This is a genomic window from Janthinobacterium glycogeni, from assembly GCF_051380725.1.
Lineage (GTDB): Bacteria > Pseudomonadota > Gammaproteobacteria > Burkholderiales > Burkholderiaceae_D > Janthinobacterium.
Genome location: NZ_JBNYXP010000004.1, coordinates 181352 through 206782, shown reverse-complemented (window position 1 = coordinate 206782; position 25431 = coordinate 181352). Strand labels below are relative to the sequence as shown.

The window sequence follows — 25431 nt, the reverse complement described above, 5'->3', positions numbered from 1 at the left end:
ACAGTGTACGACGAAGTGCTCTGTGTTCATCACAATTTCGTTTTCCTGCATCTGTCATGGTTTGCCGCATGCGCCTAAGCTGTTCCTGTCAGCACAACAGGAGTGATGCCATGCATACCGACCACGAATTACCCAGCGAACGGCCCTTGCGCCTGGAGCAAGCGCACGCCAAGGTCATCGAATGCCTGTCCGGCACGGCCTGGATCACGGCCTACGCCCAGTTCGACGATTGCGTGCTGCGCAGCGGCGAACGCTACACGATACCGAATGACGGGCTGGTGCTGGTCGAAGCCGTGGGCAGCGGACGCATCCGCGTGCATGGAACATCCGCACCGCGCCCCGCCCTGCTGCGCTGGCTGCAGCTGGCACTGCCTCACACACTCAATACAAGGAATACATGACTCAAGCATCACCACTGCGCGTCCTCGTCACGGGCGCCGCCGGCATCATCGGCACCGCTTTCTGGAAGCGCCGGCACGGGGAATTCTCCCTGCGCCTGGCCGACCTGCACACGGACGGGCTGGCCGAAGCGCCCTGCCCTTTCATTCAGCTTGACGTGGCCGACCATCCCGCCTGCCTGACCGCCTGCGCCGGCATCGACGTGGTGCTGCACCTGGCCGGCGTGCCGCACGCCAGCGCCAATTTTGATGCGCAATTGCTGCAGCCAAACATCGTCGGCACGCACAACCTCTTCCGCGCGGCGCAGGCACAGGGAGTGAAAAGAGTGGTGTTTGCCAGCAGCGCGCAAGCCATCGAGGGCTATCCGCTCGACGTACAAGTGCATGAAGACATGCCGGCGCGTCCGGCCAATATGTATGGCGCCAGCAAGGCCTTCGGCGAAGGCGTGGCGTCGGCCTTCGCGCACCAGCATGGCATGACGGCGATCGCCGTGCGCATCGCCAACGTGGCGCAGTTTGAGAAAGGTCAACAGCACAGCGCGCGCGACATCGCCGCCTTCATCAGCGAGCGCGACGTGGTGCAATTGCTGGCCCGCTGCATCGCCGCCGACGTGCCGCCCGGCTACCACGTCGCGCATGGCGTGTCGGACAACCGCTACAAACGGCTGTCGATCGCGGCCACGCGCCAGCTGGTCGGCTACGCGCCGCAGGACGACGGTTTTACATTGCTGGGCTTGTAGCCTCAGCCCTTGCCTGCCTTGCGGTCAAGCTCGCGCAGCCAGGCCAGCTTGTCGGCAATCTTGCTTTCCAGCCCGCGCGGCACGGGCTGGTACCAGCCCGGTTCCGCCATGCCGTCCGGAAAATACGTTTCGCCGGCCGCGTAGGCATCGGGCTCGTCATGCGCGTAGCGGTAGGCGTGGCCGTAACCGAGTTCCTTCATCAGTTTCGTCGGCGCATTGCGCAAGTGCACGGGCACTTCCTTCGATTTATCCTTCTTGACGAAGGCCATGGCCGTATTGAAGGCGTTGTAGCCGGCATTGCTTTTCGCGGCAATCGCCAGGTAGATCACGGCCTGGCCCAGCGCCAGCTCGCCTTCGGGCGAACCGAGGCGCTCATACGTTTCCGCCGCATCATTGACCATGGTCAAGGCGCGGGGGTCGGCCAGGCCGATGTCTTCCCAGGCCATGCGCACGATGCGCCGCGACAGGTAGCGCGGGTCGGCGCCGCCGTCGATCATGCGGCAAAACCAGTACAGGGCCGCGTCCGGGTTCGAACCGCGCACGGACTTGTGCAGGGCGGAAATCTGGTCATAGAAATTGTCGCCGCCCTTGTCGAAGCGGCGCGAATTCAAGGTCAGCGCATTGTCGACGAAGGCCGCGTCGATCTTCGTCGTGCCCGTCGAGCTGGCGGCCGTCTCCGCCTGTTCCAGCAAATTCAAAAAGCGGCGCGCATCGCCATCCGCGTAGCCGATCAGGGTATCGGCGGCCGCCTCGTCGAACGTCAAATGCGTCAGCGCCGTGGATTGCGCCTTGGCCAGCAGCTGCTTCATCTCGTCTTCGTTGAGCGACTTCAATACATACACTTGCGCGCGTGACAGCAGCGCCGAATTGACTTCGAAGCTGGGGTTTTCCGTCGTCGCGCCAATGAACGTCACCAGGCCCGATTCGACAAACGGCAGCAAGGCGTCCTGTTGCGATTTATTAAACCGGTGGATTTCGTCGACAAACAGCAAGGTGTGCTTGCCGAACTGGTCCAGGCTGTGGCGGGCCTGGTCCATGGCGGCGCGGATATCTTTCACGCCGGCAAACACGGCCGACAGGGCGATGAATTCGCTGTCAAACGCGTTTGCCATCAGGCGCGCCAGCGTCGTCTTGCCCACGCCGGGCGGCCCCCACAGGATCATCGAATGGGCCTTGCCCGCCTCGAACGCCAGGCGCAGCGGCTTGCCCACGCCCAGCAGATGCGTCTGGCCGATGACTTCGTTGAGAGTCGCAGGCCGCAAGGCTTCGGCCAGCGGCTGGCGCGGTGCGGTGGAAAAGAGGTCCGCCATAATATGTACCGGGTAAGAATGCAAAGGCCCCGCATCGCTGCGAGGCCGGTCAACAACAGGAGGTCAATAATCAATTATTGATGACATCCGCGCCCTTGGGCATGACAAATTTAAAGTGATTGGCAGACAGGGCCGGATTCTTCTGGAAATTCTTGAACGCCAGCACCGACGTCTGGCCGAACGAGTCGCGCAATTCCATCGCTTCCGGCACGCCGTTGCGCAGGCCGATGGTGATTTCATCGAACGTCGTGTCCTTGGCTTTCGGCGTCGCTTTCAGCCATTCCAGGCCATCGCGCGTGCCCGCTTCGGCCAGGGTGAAGTTCTTTTCCAGGTCATTGCTGCCGAACAAAATCGCGGCTGGCGAGGAACCGAGCGCGTCGCCCAGTTTCTTGACCGTCACCTGGCTCAAGTCCTTGTCATAGATATACAGCTTGTCGCCGTCCGCCTGCAGCAGCTGCTCGTACGGCTTCAGGTAGGTCCAGATGAACTTGCCTGGACGGGCGAACTCGAAGGTGCCGCTGGCTGGAGTCGACACTTTCGCCTTGCCGCTGGCGTCCGCCTTCTTGACCTGGCGCTGCACAAACTCGCCCTTGGCCGACTTGGTGCCGGCCGCAAAGCTCTTGAACTGTTCCAACGCGCTGGCCGAGGCGCTGGCCGCGAACAGCAGGCTGCAGGCGACACTGCTTGCACCGATGATCATTTTTGCTGCGAAAGTCGTATTCTTCATTCCGTTACCCTTGTTCACTACTCGCCGCCGGCACCAGGATTTCCCGGTTGCCATTGGATTGCATGGTTGATACCACCCCGCTCTGCTCCATCTGCTCGAGCAGACGGGCTGCGCGGTTGTAGCCGATGCGCAAATGACGCTGCACCAGCGAAATCGAGGCGCGGCGGTTTTTCAGCACCACCGCCACCGCCTGGTCGTACAGGGCATCGGCCTCGCCGCCGCCCTCGCCCGACGCGCCGCCTTCGGCGCCGTCGCCTTCCAGGGTGCCGCCTTCGAGGATGCCCTCGATGTAATTCGGTTCGCCCTGCAGCTTCAGATGGCTGACGACCCTGTGGACTTCCTCATCGGACACAAACGCGCCGTGCACGCGCATCGGCAGGCCGGTACCGGGCGGCATGTACAGCATGTCGCCCATGCCCAGCAGGGTTTCCGCGCCCATCTGGTCGAGAATGGTGCGCGAGTCGATCTTCGACGAGACCTGGAAGGCGATACGCGTCGGAATGTTTGCCTTGATCAGCCCCGTGATCACGTCTACAGATGGGCGCTGCGTGGCCAGAATCAAGTGCAAGCCGGCGGCGCGCGCCTTTTGCGCGATACGCGCGATCAATTCCTCGACTTTTTTGCCCACCACCATCATCAGGTCGGCCAGCTCGTCGATGATGATGACGATGGTCGGCAGTTTTTCCAGCGGCTCCGGCGCATCCGGCGTCAGGCTGAACGGATTCGGGATGTGTTCTTCGCGCTTTTTCGCGTCGGCAATCTTGGCATTGTAGCCGGCCAGGTTACGCACGCCCATCTTGCTCATCAGCTTGTAGCGGCGCTCCATCTCGTTCACGGCCCAGTTCAGCGCGTGGCCGGCCTGGCGCATGTCGGTCACGACGGGCGCCAGCAAGTGCGGGATGCCTTCGTAGACGGACATTTCCAGCATCTTCGGATCGATCAGGATCAGGCGCACGTCGAGCGGGTCGGATTTGTACAGCAGCGACAGGATCGTCGCATTGATGCCCACGGATTTACCGGAACCGGTGGTGCCGGCCACCAGCAAGTGGGGCATCTTGGCCAGGTCGGCCACGACGGGCTTGCCGGCGATATCCTTGCCCAGCGCAATCGTCAGGCTGGACACGCCGTCGTTGTAGACCTTGGAGCCGAGGATTTCCGTCAGGCGCACGATCTGGCGCTTGCTGTTCGGCAGCTCCAGCGCCATGTAGTTCTTGCCGGGAATGGTTTCCACCACCCGGATCGACGTCAGGGACAGCGAACGGGCCAGGTCGCGCGCCAGGCCGACGATCTGACTGCCCTTCACGCCCGTGGCCGGCTCGATTTCATAGCGCGTGACGACAGGGCCGGGGTAAGCGGCCACTACCTTGGCATCCACGCCAAAGTCGGACAATTTCTTTTCGATCAGGCGGCTCGTGAATTCCAGGGTTTCCACGGACACCGTTTCCACCACGGGCGGCGCCTCGTCGAGCAGGGACAGCGGCGGCAGCTTGCCATCGCCCAGATTCTCGAACAGATGGGCCTGGCGTTCCTTTTCCACGCGCTCGGATTTGACGACGGTGACGACCTGCGGCTCGATCTTCACGGGCGGTGCGGCCACGTGCTTTTCCACGTGCTTGGCCCGTTCGATGACCACCACCTCGTCGCGGCGCACGGCGGCCACTTCGCCCTGGCGGCGGTCTTCGCGGTCCTGGTAGCGCAGCACGAACCAATTAAACGCGTCTTCGATGGCGCCGCCGATGCGTTCGGCCACTTGCAACCAGGACACATGGAAGAACAGGGAAAAGCCCAGGCCGAACAGCAGCAACAGTAATAAAGTAGCACCCGTGAAGCCGAAAGCCACGTGGGCCGAGTGCCCCACCAGCTGGCCCAGCACGCCGCCCGGGTCGCGCGGCAGCTGCACGTGCAGGCTTTTCGCCATGCGCAGGTATTCGAGGCCCATGCTGCCGATCAGCATGATCGAGAAGCCGACGATGCGGATCAGCATCTCGACATGGTGCTCGCGCTCCACCTCTTCCTCTTCCAGCAGGAAGCGCTTACTCAGGCGGCGATAGCCATGCCACACGGTGCGCAGCAGCCACACGCACCACCACCAGGCGGAAAAACCGAAGATATACAACAACAGGTCGGAAAAGGTCGCACCGAGCTTGCCACCGAGGTTGGCCACCTTGTCGACGTTGGTGGCATGCGACCAGCCGGGGTCGAGCTTGTTGAAGCTGGCCAGGATCAGTACGAAATACAGGGCAAACGCGGCCAGCGCGAACCAGCGCGCCTCGGACAGCAGCCGTACCAGCCGGTTGGGCAAAGGCCGGCGTTCGACCGGTTTTCGGGTGTAGCTATTTTGATTGGCCTGGGCTGGTTTAGTCATTCTGGGAAGCGCTGCAAGGTGAAAAATGTTTCTGAAAGGGAATTTCCCATAATAAGGAAGTATTCTAAGCCATATATGCTCCGGACGGCCCCACGATTCGTCGCTACAGGCGGCTTGGTCTATAATCGAGGATTGCTTGCGCAAGCGCAATACAGCCTTGTTCTTCGCGCGTATGCCCCCAATTCGGATAGACCCCACTCATAGAGAAGCCTCCCATGACCACTACCAAACACGCCCGCGTTTTGATCCTCGGCTCCGGCCCAGCCGGCTACAGCGCCGCCGTCTACGCCGCCCGCGCCAACCTGAACCCGATGCTGGTGACCGGCGTGGAACAAGGCGGCCAGCTGATGACCACCACCGACGTGGAAAACTGGCCCGGCGACCCGATGGGCGTGCAAGGTCCGGACCTGATGCAGCGCTTGCTGCAGCATGCCGAGCGTTTCAATACGGAAATCGTGTTTGACCACATCCACACCACTTTCCTCAATGAAAAACCGATCCGCCTGAAGGGCGACAGCCACGAATACACGTGCGACACCCTGATCATCGCCACGGGCGCATCCGCGCAATACCTGGGCTTGCCGTCGGAAGCGGAATTCATGGGCAAGGGCGTGTCCGCCTGCGCCACCTGCGATGGTTTCTTCTACCGCAACCAGGAAGTGGCAGTCGTCGGCGGCGGCAACACGGCCGTCGAGGAAGCGCTGTACCTGTCGAACATCGCCAATAAAGTCACCTTGATCCACCGCCGCGACAAGTTCCGCGCCGAAGCCATCCTGATCGACCGCTTGAACGCCAAGGTCGCCGAAGGCAAGATTGTGTTGAAATATAACCACACTCTGGACGAAGTGACGGGCAACGAAGGCGGCGTGACGGGCTTGAACATCAAATCGACCATCGACGGCAAGGTCGAAGCGTTGAGCGTGCATGGCGTCTTCATCGCCATCGGCCACAAGCCGAACACGGGCATCTTCGAAGGCCAGCTGGACATGCACAACGGCTACATCAAGACCAAGACGGGTCTGGAAGGCATGGCCACCGCCACCAGCGCGCCGGGCGTGTTTGCCGCCGGCGACGTGCAAGACCACATCTACCGCCAGGCCATCACCAGCGCCGGCACGGGTTGCATGGCAGCACTGGACGCCCAGCGCTACCTGGAAGGCCAGGAGTAAGCGTCGCATGGCGTCGATGAAAGACTTTGCCGACCTGAAAGCGGTCAGCAAGCAGCTCAAGGAGCAGGCGGACGCGCGCGCCCAGGCCGAGGCCGAGCGCGCCAAGCAAGCCAAGGTGCAGGCCGTGGAGAGCAATCTGTTCAAGGCCAGCATCGGCGGCGTCAAGCGCCTGCCCGAGTCGGACCGCTACGTGCCCAGCGTGCCCAAGGCGGGCAATATGGCGGCCCAGCAGCCGGCGCGCAAGCTGACGCCGGAAGAGGACGCTGCGGCCGTGCTGCGCGAGTCGCTGTCGGACTTGTTCGAGGTCGACCATTATCTGGAAAACGATCCGGCCCTGAACTACGCCCGCCCCGGCGTGGGACCGGACGTGGTCAAGAAGATGCGCAAGGGCCACTGGCCCGTGCAGGATGAGCTGGACTTGCACGGCTTGCGCCGCGATGAGGCGCGCGACGGCATCGGCGCCTTCCTGAACCAGGCAACGCGGCGCAAGCTGCGCTGCGTGCGCGTGATCCACGGCAAGGGTTTCGGCTCGAAAGGCCAGGAACCGGTCTTGAAATCGATGGTGCACAGCTGGCTCGTGCAAAAGGATGAAGTCATCGCGTTTTGCCAGGCGCGCCGCTCCGAAGGGGGCGATGGCGCGCTGGTGGTATTACTTTCTTCCGCGCTGCAGCCGATCCGCTAGGCTTGACAGCAAGCAATTACAATTCAGTTACCAGTTCCGCACTGCACACGGCCCCGTTTGTCACCATTCGGGGCCGTGTCATGTTAACCTGTGACAATTATTTCCTGCTTAGCGTCTCGTGCACGCGCTCCACCCATGATGCCACCCCAATTGCCGCCTGGCTCGCTGATCAAGATCATCGAGGTCATCGCCATCCTGGTGGGCGCGTTTTCCGGTTTCATCGAGGCGCGCCGCAAACGCATGGACCTGGTCGGCGTGTTCGTCGTGGCCTTCATCACGGCATTCGGCGGCGGCACCCTGCGCGACATCCTGCTCGACAAGCGGCCCCTGTTCTGGGTCTCGCACCAGGAATACGCGATCCTGATCTTCGTGCTGGCCCTGACGGCCGCGCCCTTGATCCAGCATTTGCGCCAGATCGTCTCGGAACGCCTGATCGTCATCGCCGACGCCATCGGTCTGGGCATGTTCGCCATCGCCGGCGTGGCCGAAGCCATGCGCGCCGGCATGCCGATCTTCATCGCGTCGATGATGGGAGTCATTACGGGAATTTTCGGCGGCGTGATGCGCGACATCGTCTGCAACGAAGTGCCGATGGTGTTTCGCGACGGCAAACCGTACGCCATCTGCGCGTTCTTCGGCTGCTGGGCTTATTTATTGCAGATGCACTTCGGCGCCGAGCACGACTTCGCGCTATGGACCAGCGCCAGCGGCATCACGATACTGCGCCTGATCTGCTGGAAATTCGACATGCGCCTGGGGCGCTGATGCGCAATCCTGCAGTTTTTTTGGCTCAGCAGCGTCGGCTTACGCGCTGGCGCGCTAACCCGACCTACGCGTAGCAACGTATATCAGGCAGTAGGTCGGATTAGGCTCAACGAGCCTAATCCGACAACATTGCTGGCATAGACCCCGGCAAGACAACTTAAACAGCGTCCGGGCCGGTCTCGCCCGTGCGGATACGAATGACCTGCTCCACGTCGCGCACGAAGATCTTGCCATCGCCGATCTTGCCCGTGCGGGCCGCCTTGATGATGGCATCGACCACCAATTCCGACACGCTGTCGTCCACCACCACTTCGACTTTGACTTTCGGCAAGAAGTCGACCACGTACTCGGCGCCACGGTACAGCTCGGTATGCCCCTTCTGGCGGCCGAAGCCCTTCACTTCCGTCACGGTCAAGCCCGTCACGTTCACATCGGCCAGCGCCTCGCGTACTTCGTCGAGCTTGAATGGTTTGATGATGGCGGTAATCTGTTTCATGGCTTTCTCCTTATTGGTAATCGTCAGTTCTTCATTAGCTGGCTTAACGGGACCCCGCAAAACCGTAGCGAGCAAGTTCAATACCGGGTTGAGTAGCGGAGCCGTACTTTAGTACGGTGAGCAACGGATGCCCGGTAGTGAGCTGCGCAGTAGGTTTGGCGGGGTTGCCCACGTTATTCGTAAAACTTCGACGTAATGGGATAACGCCAGTCGCGGCCGAAGCCACGGTGCGTGACGCGGATGCCCACCGGCGACTGGCGCCGCTTGTATTCATTGATCTTGATCAGGCGCGTGACCCGGGCCACATCGGCCGGCGGGTAGCCAGCCTCGATAATCTCGGCGATCGGCCGGTTTTCTTCCATGTACAACTGCATGATGCCGTCGAGTACGTCGTATGGCGGCAACGAGTCCTGGTCCAGCTGGTCGGCGCGCAGTTCTGCCGACGGTCCGCGCGTCAGGATGCGCTCGGGGATCACGTCCGACACGCTGTTGCGCCAGGCACACAAACGGTACACGAGCGTCTTGGCGATATCCTTGATCACGGCAAAGCCGCCCGCCATGTCGCCGTACAGCGTGCAATAGCCGACAGCCATCTCGCTCTTGTTGCCCGTCGTCAGCACGATACTGCCATGCTTGTTCGACAGAGCCATCAGCAAGGTGCCGCGGATGCGCGCCTGGATGTTCTCTTCCGTCGCGTCTTCCGCCAGTCCGGCGAACTCGTCCGCCAGGGTGGCGCGGAAGGCGTCGAAGGTTTGCTTGATCGGAATTTCATCGTAGCGCACATCGAGGCGTTTTACCATGTCGCGCGAATCGATCCACGAGATATCGGCCGTAAATTGCGACGGCATCATCACGGCGCGCACCTTGTCGGCGCCCAGCGCATCGACGGCGATGGCCAGGGTCAGGGCGGAATCGACGCCGCCCGACATGCCGATCAGCACGCCCGGGAAACCGTTCTTGCCTATATAGTCGCGCACGCCCAGCACCAGCGCCTGGTACACCTGCGCCTCGGTGGTCAACGGCGCGGCCAGCGGCTGCGGCACGGGCGTGGCGCCGTCGAACTCGACCAGTTGCAAGTCTTCCTCGAAATGACGCAGCTGGGCGCAAATCGTGCCGGCCGCATCCATGACAAACGAGTCGCCATCGAAAATCAGCTCATCCTGGCCGCCGACCAGGTTGGCATACACGAGAGCCATGCCTTGCGCGCTGACGTTCTTGCGCATGGTTTCATAGCGCAGATGCTGCTTGTTCATATGGTAGGGCGAGCCGTTCGGCACCAGCAACACCTGGGCGCCAGCCGCGCGGGCGCGCATCGGCGCGTGCTCGAACCACGTGTCTTCGCAGATATTGATGCCGAAACGCACACCCTTCACGCCAAACACGAAAGCCTGGTCAGACGACGTAAAGTAACGTTTTTCATCGAACACGGTCGTGTTCGGCAAATCGTGCTTGCGGTAAGTGCCCAGCACTTCGCCATTGAGCAGCACGGAGGCGGCATTGTGGCGCACGCCCTTCTCGTCCTGCAGGGGCAAGCCCACCACCACGTGCAAATCCTTGAACTGGACCAGGTCGGCAGCCAGCGCGGCAAACGCCTGCTGCGTTTTTGCGTAGAATGCATTGCGCAGCAACAGATCCTCGGGTGGATAGCCGACCAGCGACAGCTCCGGCGTGAGCACGATATCGGCGCCCGCTTCAAAGGCGCGGCGGGAAAGGTCGAAGATCTTGGCACGGTTGCCGGCCAGATCGCCGACCGTACTATTCATTTGAGCAATTGCGACTTTGACTGTCATGATGATGGATATTTTCGTTCTATTAAACAAGACAGGGGCACACAGGCCGATGGTGGCGCCCCGAGAGTGATGAATGCACACTACAACAATGAATTATCGCACGGCTATCGTCACTACCCTGGCTGAAATTGGCGAAGCGGCCTGGTCTGAACTGCTGGCCAGCCAGGCGGAGGCCAATCCCTTCCTTTCCTACGCCTTCCTGCACGCGCTGCACGAGTCCGGCTGCGCCAGCGCGGACACGGGCTGGCAGCCGAATTACCTGGCGCTGTGGCAAGGAGACACGCTGGCCGCCGCCCTGCCCCTGTACCTGAAAATGCACTCGTATGGCGAATACGTGTTCGACTGGGCCTGGGCCGACGCCTATCAGCAGCATGGCCTCGAATACTATCCGAAACTGTTGTCGGCGATTCCCTTTACGCCCGTCAGCGGCGCACGCCTGCTGGCCCGCGACGGCGAGGCGCGCGCCGCCCTGCTGGGCTTCCTGCAGGCCCAGCAGCAAGCGGCCGACGTGTCGTCCTGCCATATCCTGTTCCCGCCGGAAAGCGAGGCGCGCCAGCTGACCGAGGCCGGCTACTTGATGCGTAGCGGCGTGCAGTTTCACTGGCTCAATCCCGGCTATACGGATTTCGAGCAATTCCTCGCCACCCTGGAACACAAGAAACGCAAGAACATCCGCGCCGAGCGGCGCAAGGTGCGGGAAGCGGGCGTGACCATGCGCCAGGTGCGCGGCATGGACGCCACGGACGCGGACTGGAAGCTGTTCCACCGCTGCTACAGCAATACCTATGCGGAACACCGCTCCTCGCCCTACCTGAGCCTGGATTTCTTCCGGCGCATAGCCTTCAGCATGCCGCAGAACATTCTATTGGTGATCGCCGAGCGCGACGGCCGGGCCATTGCCGCCTCGCTGGTGATCCACACGGCCGACACCCTGTATGGCCGCTACTGGGGCGCGCTCGAGCACGTGCCCTGCCTGCACTTCGAGACGGCCTACTACCAGCCGCTGGAATTTTGCATCGCCAACGGCATCGCCACCTTCGAAGGCGGCGCCCAGGGCGAGCACAAGATGGCGCGCGGCTTCCTGCCGCAAAAGACCTGGTCAGCCCACTGGCTGGCCCATCCGGCCTTTGCCGACGCCGTGCAGCGCTTCCTTGAGCGCGAACGGGGCGGCATCGACGCCTATCTCGATGAATTGAACGAGCACAGCCCGTTTCGCGCATAAAAAATGCTCCCGGCCGGCCGGCGGGGAGCATTGCTCATCGCGTATGCGACGGCGATCAGGCAGCCGAACGGCCCGGCGTGGAAGCGGCGGGGCCATCCTTCTGCAGCTTGTAGGCGCGCCACGCCAGGGTCAGCAGCAAGATACCCGTGAGCAAGGCATACACGCCTATCATCCACACAAGGGCAAACGTGCCGGCGGCGGGAAACAGCAGGATCAGGCTGCCGAAGGCGATGGAAACGACGGCATTGAGCACCAGCAGCCACTCGCCCTCGATGGCCTTGCGCAGGCGGATCGCCAGCACGATATCGAACACGCCGGAAACGAGGGCATTGACGCCGATCATGACGATCAAGGCAAACGTCGTCAGCAGCGGGTTGATGATGGTCAATATGCCGACGGCCAGGCCGCAGATACCCAGCAACAACAACGCCCACCAGTCGCCGCCATGCTTGCGGTTGCTGAATGCACCCACGACGGATGCACCGCCGCCCAGCAGCGCATAGGCGGCAAACACCATCAGCAGCGACAGGACGGTGACGCCCGGCCACGCCAGGGTGATCGCGCCAAAGACGATGGCTGCCAGCCCGCGCAAGGCCAGTACCCACCACGAACGCATGAATAAATGCCCGGTATGCATCTCGACCTCCTTATCAATTGTTAAAAATTAACTTTATTACAACAAATTAAGCGCGATAAAACAGCTTTATTCTCGGCAAGCATGATATGGATGGCAAAAAAAAACGCCTCCTGCCATGATAGCAGGAGGCGTTTTTTACTCGCACACGCCAGGAAACCGGCGGCAGGCCGCGGTTTTGCGGGCGCGGCGGCTAATCAGGAAGCGGCCTTTGCAGCATCGGCCTTGTAGGCGGCGACGCCGCCGAGGATTTCTTCCTTGGCCACGTCAGGACCGTACCAGCCGTCGATCTTGACCCATTTGCCTTTTTCCAGATCTTTGTAGTGCTCAAAGAAATGCTGGATCTGGCGCAAACGCAGCTCGTTCAGATCTTCCGGCTTTTGCCAGTGGCTGTAGATCGACAGAACCTTATCGACTGGCACGGCCAGCACTTTCGCGTCTTCGCCCGACTCGTCGGTCATTTTCAGCACGCCGATAGGACGGCAGCGCACGACCACGCCCGGGATCAGCGGGAACGGGGTGATGACCAGCACGTCGACCGGGTCGCCGTCCGGCGACAGGGTGTTCGGCACGTAGCCGTAGTTGCACGGGTAATGCATGGCGGTACCCATGAAGCGATCGACGAAGATCGCGCCGCTTTCCTTGTCGACTTCGTACTTGATCGGATCGGCATTCATCGGGATTTCGATGACGACGTTGAAATCGTTCGGCAGGTCGCGGCCGGAAGAGACGTTATTCAAACTCATGGGGTTCCTCATTAGCGGATGGTGTTTTAACCGCGCAATTATAGCGAAGTACAGGCAGCTTGTGCGATGCAGCAGCGGCCCGCCGGTGATTTGCGCGTCCGGCCAGCAACACTCGCCAGCACGGCCGTCCGGCATGCGCAAGTTGCTGTCGAGAGAATAAACAGGTCATTTGGAATAATAAGCAGAAACACTTAAGCATTACTACGGTCAGCCCCGAGTTTATACCTGCAATGTCGTCATATTTTCATTTCAATATTACCATGCGGCAGATAGGGTTATTATAAGCGGCATTGCGTTTCTTGCAGCCACTTATAACAACTGTTTCAGGCTTATTCTCCCCGCACTGCCAGCACGTGATAACGCGGCCGCCTCAACATCCATGGCCCCCCCCCCTTCCAGCCCCGCGACTCGCTCATCCAGCATAATAGTTGCGCTTATCTGAAGCATTTATTTGATTCAAATGGCGGCCTCGCCAAAAAATGGCGCGACCAGAAGACAATCATCAATTCTGATAAACTATCACATTCTGGTGATTCCAAACTTTGTATATTCTGCAATCGACGCCTTCCCTGAATTCACTATGGCGCTTTCAACGCGCCACCGATAAATCCTTGCAAAAAGGAATATGATGATTCCCTCTTTCCGGCCCGGGCCTTTATTAAAGGTTACCGGCGTTATTTTCATTCTGTTTGGTCTCGCCCTGCTGGGCGGCGGCATCTGGCTGGCTACGCTCGGCGGCTCCTGGTACTACCTGCTGGCCGGCATCGGCATGCTCGTGTCCGGCGTACTGGTGTTCCAGGGCAAGCGCAGCGCGCAACCGTGCATGGCGCTGCTGCTGCTCGCCACCCTGATCTGGTCCCTCATTGAAGTGAAATTCGACTGGTGGCAATTGCTGCCGCGCCTCGACATCTGGTTCGCCGCCGCCGTCTGGCTGCTGCTGCCCTTCGTCAGCCGCCGCCTGGCCCCGCCCGCCGCGGCGAAACAGCCGCAATTGGGACGCACGGCCCTCAGCGCCGCCGTGGCCCTGACCGTCATCGCCGGCGTCATCGCCCTGTTCCAGGACTACCATGACCTGCATGGCGACGTGCCGGCCGAAAACATGGCCGCCACCGCCACGGGCGACCTGGCGCCCGGCGTCGAGCACAACGACTGGTCCGCGTATGGCCGCTCCGGCTATGGCGACCGCTATGCGCCGGCCGCGCAAATCACGCCGGCCAATATTTCCGGCCTGAAGGAAGCCTGGACCTACCACACGGGCGACTTCAAGGGGCCGAACGACCCGGGCGAGATCGCCAACGAAGTCACGCCGCTGAAGGTCAATGACATGCTGTACCTGTGCACGCCGCACAACATCGTCATCGCCCTGAACCCGGACACGGGCAAGGAAATCTGGCGCCACGATCCGAAGATCAACCGCGATGCGGCCAGCTACCAGCACATGATCTGCCGTGGCGTCGCCTACTGGGACGTGAACGCGGGCCGCGCCAAGAACAACCCTGCCCCCGAAGCGGCCGGCATGGAATGCCCGCGCCGCATCCTGGCGCCGACCATGGACGGCACCATGATCGCCGTCAACGCCGATACGGGCGAGTCGTGCAAGAGCTTTGGCAACAACGGCGTCGTCAACCTGTATAAAAACATGGCCATGATCAAGCGCGGTTTCCTGATGCCGACCTCGCCGCCGGCCGTCTCGCAGAAAATGGCCGTGATCGCCGCCAGCGTGACGGACAACCATTCGACGGAAGAGCCATCGGGCGTGATCCGCGGCTACGATCCCGTCACCGGCAAGCTGATGTGGAACTGGGACCCGGCCACGCCGGAAGATACCAAGCCCTTCCCTGAAGGCAAGAACTACACGAACAACTCGCCCAACTCGTGGGGCGTGGCCAGCATCGATGAAAAGCTGGGCATGGTCTACATTCCGATGGGTAATGAAACCCCCGATACCTGGGGCGGCAACCGCAACAAGAATGGCGAAAAATTCAACAGCGCCATCGTCGCGCTGGACCTGGCGACCGGTAAAGTACGCTGGGTCTACCAGACCGTGCACCACGATATCTGGGACATGGACATCGGCGGACAGCCGAGTCTGGTCGACATCGACACGCCGAAAGGCAAAGTGCCATCGGTCGTGGCCACGACGAAACGCGGCGACATTTACGTGATCGACCGCCGCGATGGCAGCCTGGTCGTGCCGGCGCCGGAAAAACCCGTACCGACGAGCAATCCTGCCGCCGGCGACACCCTGTCGCCCACGCAGCCGTTCTCGGCCCTGACCTTCCTGCCTGAGCGTAATATCAGCGAAGCGGACATGTGGGGCACCACGCCGTTCGACCAGCTCGCTTGCCGCATCATCTTCAAGGAACGCCGCTATGAAGGCCCGTTCACGCCGCAAACGGCTGGCAAGGGCGCCGTCATCTCGCCGGGCCCGCTGGGCATCTTCGAATGGGGCGGCGCGGCCATCGACCCCGTGCGCCAGTTGTTGATCGTCAACCCTGACTACATGGGCTTCCTGGAAAAACTCGTGCCGCGCGCGGAAACGACGGCCAAGGGCGGCACGGGCGGTGAAATGGGCTTGCAGCCGCAGACGGGCGTCCCGTTCGCCGTGGAAATCAAGGCCTTTTTGTCGCCGCTGGGCTTCCCATGCCAGGCACCGCCATGGGGCTATGTGGCCGCCGTCGACCTGCGCACCATGAAAAAAGTGTGGATGCACAAGAACGGCACCACGCGCGACAGCGGTCCCGTGCCGATTCCCCTGCCGCTGGGCGTCCCCAGCCTGGGCGGCATGGTCACCACGGGCGGCGGCGTGACCTTCCTCAGCAGCACGCTCGACTACTACATCCGCGGCTACGACGTCAGCAACGGCAAGGTGATCTGGAAAGCCCGCCTGCCGGCCGGCGGCCAGGCTACGCCGATGAGCTATGTCTCGAACAAATCGGGACGCCAGTTCGTCGTCGTCATGGCCGGCGGCCACGGTTCGCTGGGCACGAAGATGAGCGACACCCTGGTCGCGTATGCCTTGCCTGAAGGCACTGCGGTAACGAAGAAGTAAAGCTCGAAGAAGTAATTTGTAAGGCAGCAGCGCACTTCGCCCCGGGGTGCGCGCATAAAAAAAGCCGTTCAGTCTGCACTGAACGGCTTTTTTACGTCTGAATACTCACGTTACAGGATGGTGGCCAGCGCGCATTGCCGGTAATGGCCGGCAGCCTGTTCCGTCTGCTGCAAGGCGTCGTGCATCTGCGCCAGCTTCAGGTGCGCGTCGCGCACCATCTGCGGCTCGTTCGCGTCGGACAACGCCTGCTCCAGGTGGCGCTGGGCCTTGCCCCACAGCTTTTGCTTGAGGCACAAGGTGCCCAGGGTCAGCGCCAGTTCCGCATCGAGCGGACGCTGTTTCAGCCATTGCTCGCAATGCTCGATCTGCAGCAGCAGGGCCGGCGTGCCGGCTGGCGCCGCCGCTTCGCGGTAGGCGCGCACGACGCGCTCGTCCCAGTCGGCCGCCAGCGACTCTTCGCACACGAGGCGCGCTTCGTCATGCAGGCCGCGCGCATTCAGGGCCGTGGCGGCGCGGCAGGCGATATACGGCTTGACCCGGTCGCTGCTCGGCACGGTCGACCATACGCGCAGCAAGGATTCGGCGTCATGCGACGGGTCGGACAGCAAATGGTCGTAGGCCAGCTCGCGCAGGCGCGACGACAGGGCCGGATGCAGGGCGCGGTGCTTGTCGAGCGAACGCACGAGGCGCAGCACTTCCGGCCAGTTCTTCGCCTGCTGCTCGGCTTTCAGCGACCATTGCAGCGCGTGGATATGGCGCGTGCCGCTGGCGTTCAGTTCGCGCACGGCGGCCAGCGCCGCTTCCGGCTGGTGGTCGTCGACCAGCAATTCCGTCACCGTCATCAAGCGCGCCGTCTTCAGGCTGGCGTCGCCTTCGACGCGGGCCAGCCAGCTGTCGCGGCGTTCGGACTGGCGCATGCGGTGCGCGGCGCGCGCGCCGATCAGCGCGGCCAGGCCGGCGTTTTCGTCCAGCTCGGCGGCGCGCAAGGCGGCCTTCTCGGCATGGCCGAAACGGCCTTCGAACAGGGCTTTCAAGGCTTCGCGCAAGCCCTTGTTGCCATCGCGCTCACGCTTGCGCTGGCGGTAGGCCGCCACTTGCGCCGGCATGCGCACGGTGGCGCGCACGGCGCGCACCAGCAGATACAGCAGCACGAACAGCACGACCTGCAGCAGCAGGAAGAAGTTCAGCGACAAATCGATGCGGTAAGGCGGATAGAACAGCACCACGTTGCCGGGATTGAAACGGGCCGTCACGGCGATACCGATCGCCGCGGCCATCAGGGCGAGTAACCAGAGAAATAGACGCATGGGCTCAGGACTTCGCTTTGTAGTTGCGCACAGCAGTCAGGCTGTCGGACAAGGTTGGCATTTCGATGGCCAGGTTGCTGCCCTGCACCTGGCGCAGCAGGGCTTGCGCCGTCTGCGTGCTCTTGGCGCGGGTGTCGAAATACTTGGCCAGCGCATCCTGCGCGGCGATCAAGTCGTTGCGGAACGCCGTTTCATTGCGCGACAACAAGGCCATGCGGGCATTGAGCAGGCGCAGCTTGACGTTTTCACGCAAGAAATACGATTGCGTCGGCGACAGCATCAGCGCTTCCGGCGTATCGACGCGGCGGATGCGTATCAATTGACGCACGTCGGCCCACATGTCGCCGCTCCAGGTATTGAAGCCGTCGCGCACTTTTTGCAGCAGCGGTTCCGGCGCCGGCGGTCCCACCAGCTTGCCGCTGGCATCGCGCACGGACTTGCCCTTGCCCGGCTTTTCCGGCGCGGCCGGCATGGCAGGCGTTTCGTCGGACAGCATCGGCAGGGAATCGACCTGGGCGATCACGGCGTCGAGGCGCAGGGCCACGCCCGTCGAATCGACGCTGGGCAGGGCCTTGAGTTTTTCCATGTCGCGCCCGATGGCGCGGCGGATGGTGATGAATTGCGGCTTGTCGGAACGCGACAGGCTGCGGTCCGCGTTTTGCAGCGCGATCAGCGCGCCGGGCACGTTGCCGGCCAGTTGCAGCTGCTGGCTGGCCGTCGACAGCACTTGCTCGATTTCCGTCAGCGCCCACTCGTCGCGGTTCTTCGACAAGTCGTTATACAGTTGTTCCAGGGCCAGCTGCTGGCTTTGCGTTTCGCTCTGGCGGTTTTCCAGCGCACCCACCTTGATTTCCAGCTCTTTCGTGCCTTCTTGCACGGTGCGCGCCAGCACGCCCGTTTCGGCGTTGCTGACATCGCCCTTTTGCAGGCGCTTGGCCACTTCTTCGCGCAGGTTGCGGATCTGCTTGCTGGACGACCAGCTTTGCGCCGCCAGCAGCACGGCCAGCACGATGACGGCGATGCTCATGGGCTTTTGCAGCTGTTCCAGCAGGGTCGGCGCGCGGCCGGCAGGTTGGTCGGCCGCCTGCGGCGCCGTCTTCACGGCGCTGCCAGGCGTTGCATTCGGTTCGGAGAGTGTAGGCATTTCGTTCATGGTCGTGATTGTAACGCGGCGAGCACTCCTGCGTCGCCTGATCCTGTCAGGGTGACACGGGCAAAACCCAGGGCCGCCGCCGTTTGTGCAATGCGGGCGTGCGGCACGATCAGATGTTGCTGTTGCATTTTCACAACAGCCGTCTTTTCAGCATCCAATTCCTCGAGCAGCGCCAGCAAACCGCGCAGCGCTTCCGAGCTGGTGATGATCCAGTCGTTATTATGCTGCAACAGGTTTTCCAGGGTCGCCCGCAAGGCTGGCGTCAGCATCGGCACCTTGCGGCGGTAGGCCGTGATGAACTCGACTTCGGCGCCGGCCGCGCGCAAGCCGTCGGCCAGGTAATCGCGTCCGCCATCGCCGCGCACGATCAGCACGCGCTTGCCGCGCAGGGCCGGCAAGTCGAGCGCCAATAATAAATGTTCGGAATCGCTGCGCGCCGTGTCGAGCGGGCTGGTGATGCTGGCGTTGGCCTGCGTGACGCCATGCGCGGCCAATGCCATCCGGCTGCCCTCGCCCACCACGGCCAGCGGCACGCCTGGCGGCCAGGCGGGCAGGTGCGCAAAGACGCAATCGATGGCGTTGGGCGAGACGAAGGCCACCAGGTCGTAATCAGTCAAGCGCGCCAGCACGGCTTGCAGCTGCGCGCATTCATCATCGCCATCGAGCGCGTGGATTTCCAGCAGCGGCAACAGGGTCACGGGCCAGCCCAGCGCCGCGATCCGGGCGGCCAGCGGCCCCGCTTGCGCCGCGGGCCGCGTGATCACCACGCTGTCAGGCATGCGGCGCCAGGCCTTCATGGTTGTCGGGCGTAACAAAGCACGAGGCGAGGATGCCGGCGGCATCTTGCCCGCGCAGCAGTTCGGCCACTTGCTCGCCCAGCTGTTCCGGCGCGCCGGCAGCTCCGCTGACATCGGCACTGGCCATGCGCGCGCCGTCCGGCGTGGCGACCATGGCGCGCAAGCGCATCTGTTCGCCCTCGACCGTGGCGAACGCGGCCAGCGGAATCTGGCAGCTGCCGCCGAAAATCTTCGACACCTTGCGCTCGGCCGTGACGGCTTGCGCCGTAGCCGTGTGGTTCAGCGGCGCCAGCAGGGCCGTCATGTCGACGCCGTCGGCGCGACCGGCGCGCACCTCGATCGCCATCGCGCCCTGGCCGGCGGCAGGCAGGCTGTCTTCCGGCGCCAGCACGGCGCGGATGCGCGACGCCAGGCCCAGGCGTTTCAGGCCGGCGGCGGCCAGGATGATGGCGGCGTAATCGCCACGGTCCAGCTTGCCCAAGCGGGTGTCGAGATTGCCGCGCAGGGGCAGAATCGTCAGGTGCGGGTAGCGCGCGGCGATCAGCGACTGGCGGCGCAGGCTGCTGGTGCCGACGACGGCGCCGTGCGGCAGCTCGGCCAGGCTGGCGTAATCGTTGGACACGAACGCGTCGCGCGGGTCTTCACGCTCGAGGATGGCGGCCAGTGCAAAGCCTTCCGGCAACTCCATCGGCACGTCTTTGAGCGAATGCACGGCCAGGTCGGCGCGGCCTTCTTCCATCGCCACTTCCAGCTCCTTGACGAACAGGCCCTTGCCGCCTACCTTGGACAGGGCGCGGTCCAGAATCTGGTCGCCGCGTGTGGTCATGCCGAGAATTTCAACGCTACACTGCGGATACAGGGCGGCCAGGCGCGCGCGCACATGTTCGGCTTGCCACATGGCAAGACGGCTCTCGCGCGTGGCGATCACCAGGCGGGAAGGAATATTTTGGGTCAATTCGGATGCTTTCAAAACAAGTTCTTTCGCTGTGGCTGTCGTTGTCGTTGCCAATTCACCATTCCGATATCAATTTGTATCGGAATGGCGCCCGGCCTCGCTATAATCGTTATCCCTTAGCCTAGAAGGCCAAGTCAGGCTAGCGTCCATGTTGAAGACCACAAATTTTATCATGCGCCCCCTCCCCTCTGCGGCCAAACGCCCGGTGCGATCCACATTCCCTTGCTTTTACACTTACTTTGGTTCTTTATTATGCTCAATGACGCAGTAGCACCAGAAATAGTTCCAGCGGCCGGCTCCGACAAGGACGCGCCACTGAAAGAAGATATCCGCCTGCTGGGCCGCCTGCTGGGCGACGTGCTGCGCGAACAGGAAGGCGACGCCGTCTTCCATGTGGTGGAAACCATACGCCAGACTTCCGTGCGCTTCCGCCGCGAAGCGGACGCGGACGCCGCGCTGGAACTCGACGCCATGCTGAAGGAACTGAGCCGCGAACAGACGATTTCCGTCGTGCGCGCCTTTTCCTACTTTTCGCACCTGGCCAACATTGCGGAAGACCAGCATCACATCCGCCGCCGCCGCGCCCACCTGCTGGCCGGTTCGCCCGCGCAAAAGGGCAGCGTCAGCTTCGCGCTGAAAAAACTGCGCGCCGCCGGCGTGCCCCGCAAGACGGTCGACACGTTCTTCCAGGACGCCCTGATCGCGCCCGTGCTGACGGCCCATCCGACGGAAGTGCAGCGCAAGAGCATCCTCGACGCCGAGCACGACATCGCCCGCCTGCTGGCCGAGCGCGACCTGCCGCAGACGCCGAAGGAACGGCAGGCCAACATGCAGCTGCTGCGCTCGCGCGTGGCCACCCTGTGGCAGACGCGCATGCTGCGCTACTCGAAGCTGACGGTGGCCGACGAAATCGAAAACGCCCTGTCCTACTATCGCATCACCTTCCTGCGCGAACTGCCGGGCCTGTACGACGACATCGAGGAAGACATCGCCGCCGAGTACCCGAACGGCAACGGCACCATCGAGCCGATCAATGCCGCCTACGTGCAGATGGGCAGCTGGATCGGCGGCGACCGCGACGGCAACCCGAACGTCAACGCGGGTACCATGCAGCACGCGCTGGCGCGCCACGCCACCACCATCCTCGACTTTTACCTCGACGAAGTGCATGCGCTGGGCGCGGAACTGTCCGTCTCGACCCTGATGGTGGGCGTGAGCGCCGAACTGCAGGCGCTGGCCGACCAGTCGCCGGACGCCTCGCCGCACCGCAGCGACGAACCGTACCGCCGCGCCCTGATCGGCATCTATGCGCGCCTGGCCGCCACCGCGCGCGCCCTGGGCGCCACCAACATCCTGCGCAAGGAAGTGGGCGCCGCGGCGGCCTATCCCGACGCGGCCGCCTTTGTCGCTGACCTGCGCACCATCGTCGCCTCGCTCGAGTCGCACCACGGCGCGGCCCTTGTGCGCCCCCGCCTGGCGACCCTGGCGCGCGCGGCCGACATCTTCGGTTTCCACCTGGCGTCGCTCGACATGCGCCAGACTTCCGACGTGCACGAACGCGTGCTGGCCGACCTGTTCGCGAAAAGCGGCGTGGCCGCCGACTACACGACCCTGTCCGAGGAAGACAAGCAGGCGCTGCTGCTGAACGAACTGGCCCAGCCGCGCCTGCTGTACTCGCCTTACATCAGCTACGCCACGGAAACGGATTCCGAACTGGCGATCCTGCGCGCGGCGCGCGACATCCGCCAGCGCTATGGCGCGCGGGCCATCCGCAACTACATCATCTCGCACACGGAAACCGTGTCCGACTTGCTGGAAGTATTGCTGCTGCAAAAGGAAACAGGCTTGCTGCGCACCGACTGGAAGGCGGGTGGCGCCGGCGACAGCACGTGCGAGCTGATGGTCATCCCCCTGTTCGAGACGATCCCCGACCTGCAGCGCGCGGCCGGCATCATGAGCGAACTCATGGCCTTGCCCCTGGTCAAACAACTGATCGCCAAGCAGGGACAATTGCAGGAAGTCATGCTCGGCTATTCCGACTCGAACAAGGATGGCGGCTTCCTGACGTCGAACTGGGAACTGTACAAGGCGGAACTGGCGCTGGTGGCCGACTTCCAGAAGGCCGGCGTCAAGCTGCGCCTGTTCCATGGCCGCGGCGGCACGGTGGGCCGTGGCGGCGGACCCAGCTACGAAGCCATCCTGGCCCAGCCGCCGGGCACCGTCAACGGCCAGATCCGCCTGACGGAACAGGGCGAAATCATCGCCTCGAAGTTTTCCAATGCGGAAATCGGCCGGCGCAACCTGGAATTGCTGGTGGCCGCCACCCTGGAAGCGAGCCTGGCGCCGCAGGAAGCCAATCCGGCCCGCACCAGCCAGCTGGCGCAGTTCGAAGCGGTGATGGCGCAGCTGTCAGACCTCGCCTATCACGCCTACCGCCACCTCGTGTATGAAACGCCGGGCTTTACCGAGTATTTCTTCTCGGCTACGCCGATCGCGGAAATCGCCGAGCTGAACCTGGGTTCGCGGCCCGCCTCGCGCAAGGCCAACCAGCGCATCGAAGACTTGCGCGCCATTCCCTGGGGCTTTTCCTGGGGCCAGTGCCGCTTGCTGCTGCCGGGCTGGTTCGGCTTCGGCAGCGCCATCGAGGCCTGGATCCAGCAGGCCGACGGCGCCGCGCAAGATGACAGGATCGCCACCCTGCGCGCCATGTATGCCGAATGGCCGTTCTTCGCCACCCTGCTGTCGAACATGGACATGGTGCTGGCCAAGACGGACCTGGCGATCGCCTCGCGCTATGCGGAACTGGTGGCGGATCAGGACTTGCGCGAACGCATCTACAAGCGCATCACGGAAGAGCATGGCAACACCTTGCGCTGCCTCGAGCTAATCACCGGCAACACGGAGCGCCTGGCGGGTAATCCGCTGCTGGCCCGCTCGATCCAGAACCGCTTCGCCTATCTCGATCCGCTGAACCACTTGCAGGTGGAATTGATCAAGCGCAACCGCGCCCTGTCGGCGGAAAGCCGGATCGATGAAAGGGTGCACCGCGGCATCCAGCTGTCGATCAATGGCGTGGCGGCCGGCCTGCGCAACACGGGCTGATCGCGCCTGGTCGTCTGTGGCAGGCAGGGGCCGGCACCGCAAGGGCCGGCCCTTTTGCTTTCCAAATGGAAAAATATTCTCAATAAAACAACATTTGGTATTACACTAGCGTCGGATACTTTTCCCACTCCGGCGCCACGTGCGCCGCAGCGGCCAACGATGACGCCAGGGACGCGTATGAGCAAATGGTCGATTGAAATGCTGAGTACGGCATGCGCCACCCTCGTCCTGGTCATGCTGGGCTGGCTGGCGGGCGCGGCCTGGCAGGAACTCGACTACTGGGAACATATCTGGCTGTTGCTGCTGCTCGCTGCCGCCGCCGGCACAGCCATGTGGCTGCTGCGCAAGCTGCGCGCCCACCTCGCCAGCACGCGCCTGCAGCTCGACGCCAGCGCCATGCGCTACCGCGACCTGAGCGAGGCGGCGCAGGACGGCATGTGGCAAACGGATGTGCAAGGCACGATATTGCATATCAACCAACGCCTGTGCGACATGCTGGGCGTCCCAGCGGAAAAGCTGCTGGGGCACAAGATGAGCGAATTCCACGACGAAGCGACCTTGCTGCGCCTGTGTCCGCTGCGCCAGACAGCCACGGATAGCTGCATGGGAGAACTGCATTACCGGCATGCCGACGGCTCGGAACGCTGGGCGATGATCAGCGGCCGCTGCCTGTACGACCAGCAAGGCAGCCTGACAGGCGCGCTCGTGCTGGCCAGCGACATTACCGAACACAAGCGGGCCGAACATGCATTGAGCGTCGCCCATGCGGAGCTGGAAAGCCGCGTGGCCCTGCGCACGGCCCAGTTGCTCGATGTCAATCTCCAGTTATCAGCGGAAATCGCCATGCGCGCGCAAACGGAAGCGGCCCTGGCGCGCAGCGAAGAACGGCTGCAGGACATCATTTCCATGATGCCCCTGTCGCTGTTCCTCAAGGATGCCGATTCGCGCATCGTGCTGATGAACCAGGCCTGCGAACAGCAATGGGGCGTGCGCCAGCAGGACATCGCCGACGGGCGCGACCTGCAGCACTTCCCCAAGGAACAGAACATGGGCTTCCACGCGGCGGACCAGGAAGCGTTTGCCAGCCGCCAGGTGGTGATACGCGAAGAACTGGTATGGAACGCGCAGCTGCAGGAAAATCGCCTGCTGCAGACCCACAAAAAACCCATCTTCGACGCCGAAGGGCTGCCGCAGATGATCATCGCCATGGCCATCGACATCACCGACAGCAAGCGCAACGAGGAAAACCTGGAGCGCACCCTGGCCCAGCTGCGTGAACTGAGCGACCACCAGCAAACGATCAAGGAAGAGGAACGCCGGCGCATCGCGCTCGACATTCATGACGACCTGGGCCAGAACCTGATGGTGCTGCGCATCGATGTGTCGCTGCTGCACGCGCGCACGGCCAAGACCCACCCGCGCCTGCACCGCCACGCGCAGCGCGTGCTCGACACCATCGACACCACCATCCGCTCCGTGCGCGCCATCATCAATGACTTGCATCCCAGTACCCTCGAACTGGGACTGGGTCCGGCGGCCGAATGGCTGCTCCGCCAGATGGAGGGCCGCGGCGCCATCCGCTACCGGCTCACGCTCGACAGCGAGGCGCCGGACCTGGGCCTCGATCAGCGCCAGACGTCGGCCATCTTCCGCGTGCTGCAGGAATCGCTGTCGAACATCGTGCGCCACGCCCAGGCCAGCGAAGTGGAAGTGGCGCTGGCGCAGGATGCGGATGCCATCGTGCTGCGCATCAGCGACAACGGCATCGGCATACAGCCGGGCGACCACGGCAAGCGGGCCGCCTTCGGACTGAAAAGCATACGCGAACGCGTCCACGCGCTGGGCGGCGAACTGCGCATCGACAGCCAGGCCGGCCAGGGTACGGTGCTGGCCATCCACCTGCCGAGGTCCAGGAAAGGCGCGCCAGCCAACCATGACACAACACAAAAATTAGCAAAAACAGTAGAAAATTAAGTATGTATTTTCAGCATTAGAAAGTATAGTAAGTTTTTTTCTTTGAG

Annotated in this window: 20 protein-coding genes; 9 read left to right on the top strand and 11 right to left on the bottom strand. The window is 62.8% G+C overall.

What is annotated here, in order from left to right:
• Nucleotides 1–110 precede the first annotated feature (110 nt).
• Nucleotides 111–401: a DUF2917 domain-containing protein gene (locus ACQ4W4_RS11835; protein ID WP_436542172.1), complete on the top strand. Its 291-nt coding sequence runs from the start codon at nucleotides 111–113 to the stop codon at nucleotides 399–401.
• Nucleotides 398–1138 carry an NAD-dependent epimerase/dehydratase family protein gene (locus ACQ4W4_RS11830; RefSeq protein ID WP_436542171.1) on the top strand — a complete coding sequence of 247 codons (741 nt, stop codon included), beginning with the start codon at nucleotides 398–400 and terminating at the stop codon, nucleotides 1136–1138. Before ACQ4W4_RS11835 ends, ACQ4W4_RS11830 begins: the two co-directional genes overlap by 4 nt.
• A 2-nt stretch (nucleotides 1139–1140) precedes the next feature.
• Here ACQ4W4_RS11830 and ACQ4W4_RS11825 read toward each other — a convergent pair whose 3' ends face one another.
• The 3 genes from ACQ4W4_RS11825 to ACQ4W4_RS11815 all read right to left on the bottom strand — a co-directional run bounded on the left by ACQ4W4_RS11825 (nucleotide 1141) and on the right by ACQ4W4_RS11815 (nucleotide 5540).
• Complete coding sequence (locus tag ACQ4W4_RS11825; protein WP_070304040.1) at nucleotides 1141–2448, bottom strand: replication-associated recombination protein A; 1308 nt, start codon at nucleotides 2446–2448, stop codon at nucleotides 1141–1143.
• A gap of 70 nt (nucleotides 2449–2518) precedes the next feature.
• The gene (lolA, locus tag ACQ4W4_RS11820; RefSeq protein WP_258194916.1) at nucleotides 2519–3148 is read right to left on the bottom strand and encodes an outer membrane lipoprotein chaperone LolA; all 630 of its coding nucleotides are present in this window, start codon (nucleotides 3146–3148) and stop codon (nucleotides 2519–2521) included.
• Nucleotides 3149–3179: 31 nt separating this feature from the next.
• On the bottom strand, nucleotides 3180–5540 hold the full coding sequence (locus ACQ4W4_RS11815) for a DNA translocase FtsK (protein WP_436542170.1): 2361 nt from the start codon (nucleotides 5538–5540) through the stop codon (nucleotides 3180–3182).
• A 215-nt stretch (nucleotides 5541–5755) separates the two neighbouring features.
• Between ACQ4W4_RS11815 and trxB the strand changes: the two genes are divergently transcribed.
• The 3 genes from trxB to ACQ4W4_RS11800 all read left to right on the top strand — a co-directional run bounded on the left by trxB (nucleotide 5756) and on the right by ACQ4W4_RS11800 (nucleotide 8156).
• Complete coding sequence (gene trxB, locus ACQ4W4_RS11810) at nucleotides 5756–6709, top strand: thioredoxin-disulfide reductase (RefSeq protein ID WP_034758671.1); 954 nt, start codon at nucleotides 5756–5758, stop codon at nucleotides 6707–6709.
• Nucleotides 6710–6716: 7 nt separating this feature from the next.
• A complete protein-coding gene (locus ACQ4W4_RS11805; protein WP_436542169.1) occupies nucleotides 6717–7391 on the top strand; it encodes a Smr/MutS family protein in 675 nt (224 codons plus the stop codon).
• 135 nt (nucleotides 7392–7526) lie between these two features.
• Entirely contained in the window at nucleotides 7527–8156 is a 630-nt protein-coding gene (locus tag ACQ4W4_RS11800; RefSeq protein WP_034786156.1) for a trimeric intracellular cation channel family protein, read from the top strand.
• A gap of 157 nt (nucleotides 8157–8313) precedes the next feature.
• On the opposite strand, the gene ACQ4W4_RS11795 is transcribed toward ACQ4W4_RS11800, so the two are convergent.
• Together ACQ4W4_RS11795 and ACQ4W4_RS11790 are read right to left on the bottom strand one after the other, a co-directional pair.
• A complete protein-coding gene (locus tag ACQ4W4_RS11795; RefSeq protein ID WP_034758685.1) occupies nucleotides 8314–8652 on the bottom strand; it encodes a P-II family nitrogen regulator in 339 nt (112 codons plus the stop codon).
• 173 nt (nucleotides 8653–8825) lie between these two features.
• Nucleotides 8826–10442, bottom strand: a complete 1617-nt coding sequence (locus ACQ4W4_RS11790) for an NAD+ synthase (protein WP_436542168.1) — start codon at nucleotides 10440–10442, stop codon at nucleotides 8826–8828.
• A gap of 88 nt (nucleotides 10443–10530) precedes the next feature.
• Here ACQ4W4_RS11790 and ACQ4W4_RS11785 point away from each other — a divergent pair, with 88 nt between their 5' ends.
• Nucleotides 10531–11664 carry a GNAT family N-acetyltransferase gene (locus tag ACQ4W4_RS11785; RefSeq protein WP_436542351.1) on the top strand — a complete coding sequence of 378 codons (1134 nt, stop codon included), beginning with the start codon at nucleotides 10531–10533 and terminating at the stop codon, nucleotides 11662–11664.
• 55 nt (nucleotides 11665–11719) lie between these two features.
• Here the strand turns inward: ACQ4W4_RS11785 and ACQ4W4_RS11780 are convergent, their stop codons facing one another.
• Both ACQ4W4_RS11780 and ppa read right to left on the bottom strand, forming a co-directional pair.
• Nucleotides 11720–12301: an HdeD family acid-resistance protein gene (locus ACQ4W4_RS11780; protein WP_436542167.1), complete on the bottom strand. Its 582-nt coding sequence runs from the start codon at nucleotides 12299–12301 to the stop codon at nucleotides 11720–11722.
• A 194-nt stretch (nucleotides 12302–12495) separates the two neighbouring features.
• The gene (ppa, locus tag ACQ4W4_RS11775) at nucleotides 12496–13044 is read right to left on the bottom strand and encodes an inorganic diphosphatase (protein WP_326456220.1); all 549 of its coding nucleotides are present in this window, start codon (nucleotides 13042–13044) and stop codon (nucleotides 12496–12498) included.
• A gap of 625 nt (nucleotides 13045–13669) precedes the next feature.
• Between ppa and ACQ4W4_RS11770 the strand changes: the two genes are divergently transcribed.
• Nucleotides 13670–16096, top strand: a complete 2427-nt coding sequence (locus ACQ4W4_RS11770; protein ID WP_436542166.1) for a membrane-bound PQQ-dependent dehydrogenase, glucose/quinate/shikimate family — start codon at nucleotides 13670–13672, stop codon at nucleotides 16094–16096.
• A 110-nt stretch (nucleotides 16097–16206) separates the two neighbouring features.
• Here ACQ4W4_RS11770 and ACQ4W4_RS11765 read toward each other — a convergent pair whose 3' ends face one another.
• The 4 genes from ACQ4W4_RS11765 to hemC are packed head-to-tail and all read right to left on the bottom strand — an operon-like array spanning nucleotide 16207 to nucleotide 20323.
• Nucleotides 16207–17403 carry a heme biosynthesis protein HemY gene (locus ACQ4W4_RS11765; protein WP_436542165.1) on the bottom strand — a complete coding sequence of 399 codons (1197 nt, stop codon included), beginning with the start codon at nucleotides 17401–17403 and terminating at the stop codon, nucleotides 16207–16209.
• Nucleotides 17404–17407: 4 nt separating this feature from the next.
• Nucleotides 17408–18556: a uroporphyrinogen-III C-methyltransferase gene (locus ACQ4W4_RS11760; protein ID WP_436542164.1), complete on the bottom strand. Its 1149-nt coding sequence runs from the start codon at nucleotides 18554–18556 to the stop codon at nucleotides 17408–17410.
• Nucleotides 18553–19335, bottom strand: a complete 783-nt coding sequence (locus ACQ4W4_RS11755; RefSeq protein ID WP_436542163.1) for a uroporphyrinogen-III synthase — start codon at nucleotides 19333–19335, stop codon at nucleotides 18553–18555. The genes ACQ4W4_RS11760 and ACQ4W4_RS11755 overlap by 4 nt, the downstream gene beginning before the upstream one ends.
• The gene (gene hemC / locus ACQ4W4_RS11750) at nucleotides 19328–20323 is read right to left on the bottom strand and encodes a hydroxymethylbilane synthase (RefSeq protein ID WP_436542162.1); all 996 of its coding nucleotides are present in this window, start codon (nucleotides 20321–20323) and stop codon (nucleotides 19328–19330) included. The genes ACQ4W4_RS11755 and hemC overlap by 8 nt, the downstream gene beginning before the upstream one ends.
• A 237-nt stretch (nucleotides 20324–20560) precedes the next feature.
• On the opposite strand from hemC, the gene ppc reads away from it, so the two are divergent.
• Nucleotides 20561–23410: a phosphoenolpyruvate carboxylase gene (ppc, locus tag ACQ4W4_RS11745; RefSeq protein ID WP_436542161.1), complete on the top strand. Its 2850-nt coding sequence runs from the start codon at nucleotides 20561–20563 to the stop codon at nucleotides 23408–23410.
• Between the two features lie 177 nt (nucleotides 23411–23587).
• Nucleotides 23588–25384, top strand: a complete 1797-nt coding sequence (locus ACQ4W4_RS11740) for a PAS domain-containing sensor histidine kinase (RefSeq protein WP_436542160.1) — start codon at nucleotides 23588–23590, stop codon at nucleotides 25382–25384.
• Nucleotides 25385–25431 lie beyond the last annotated feature (47 nt).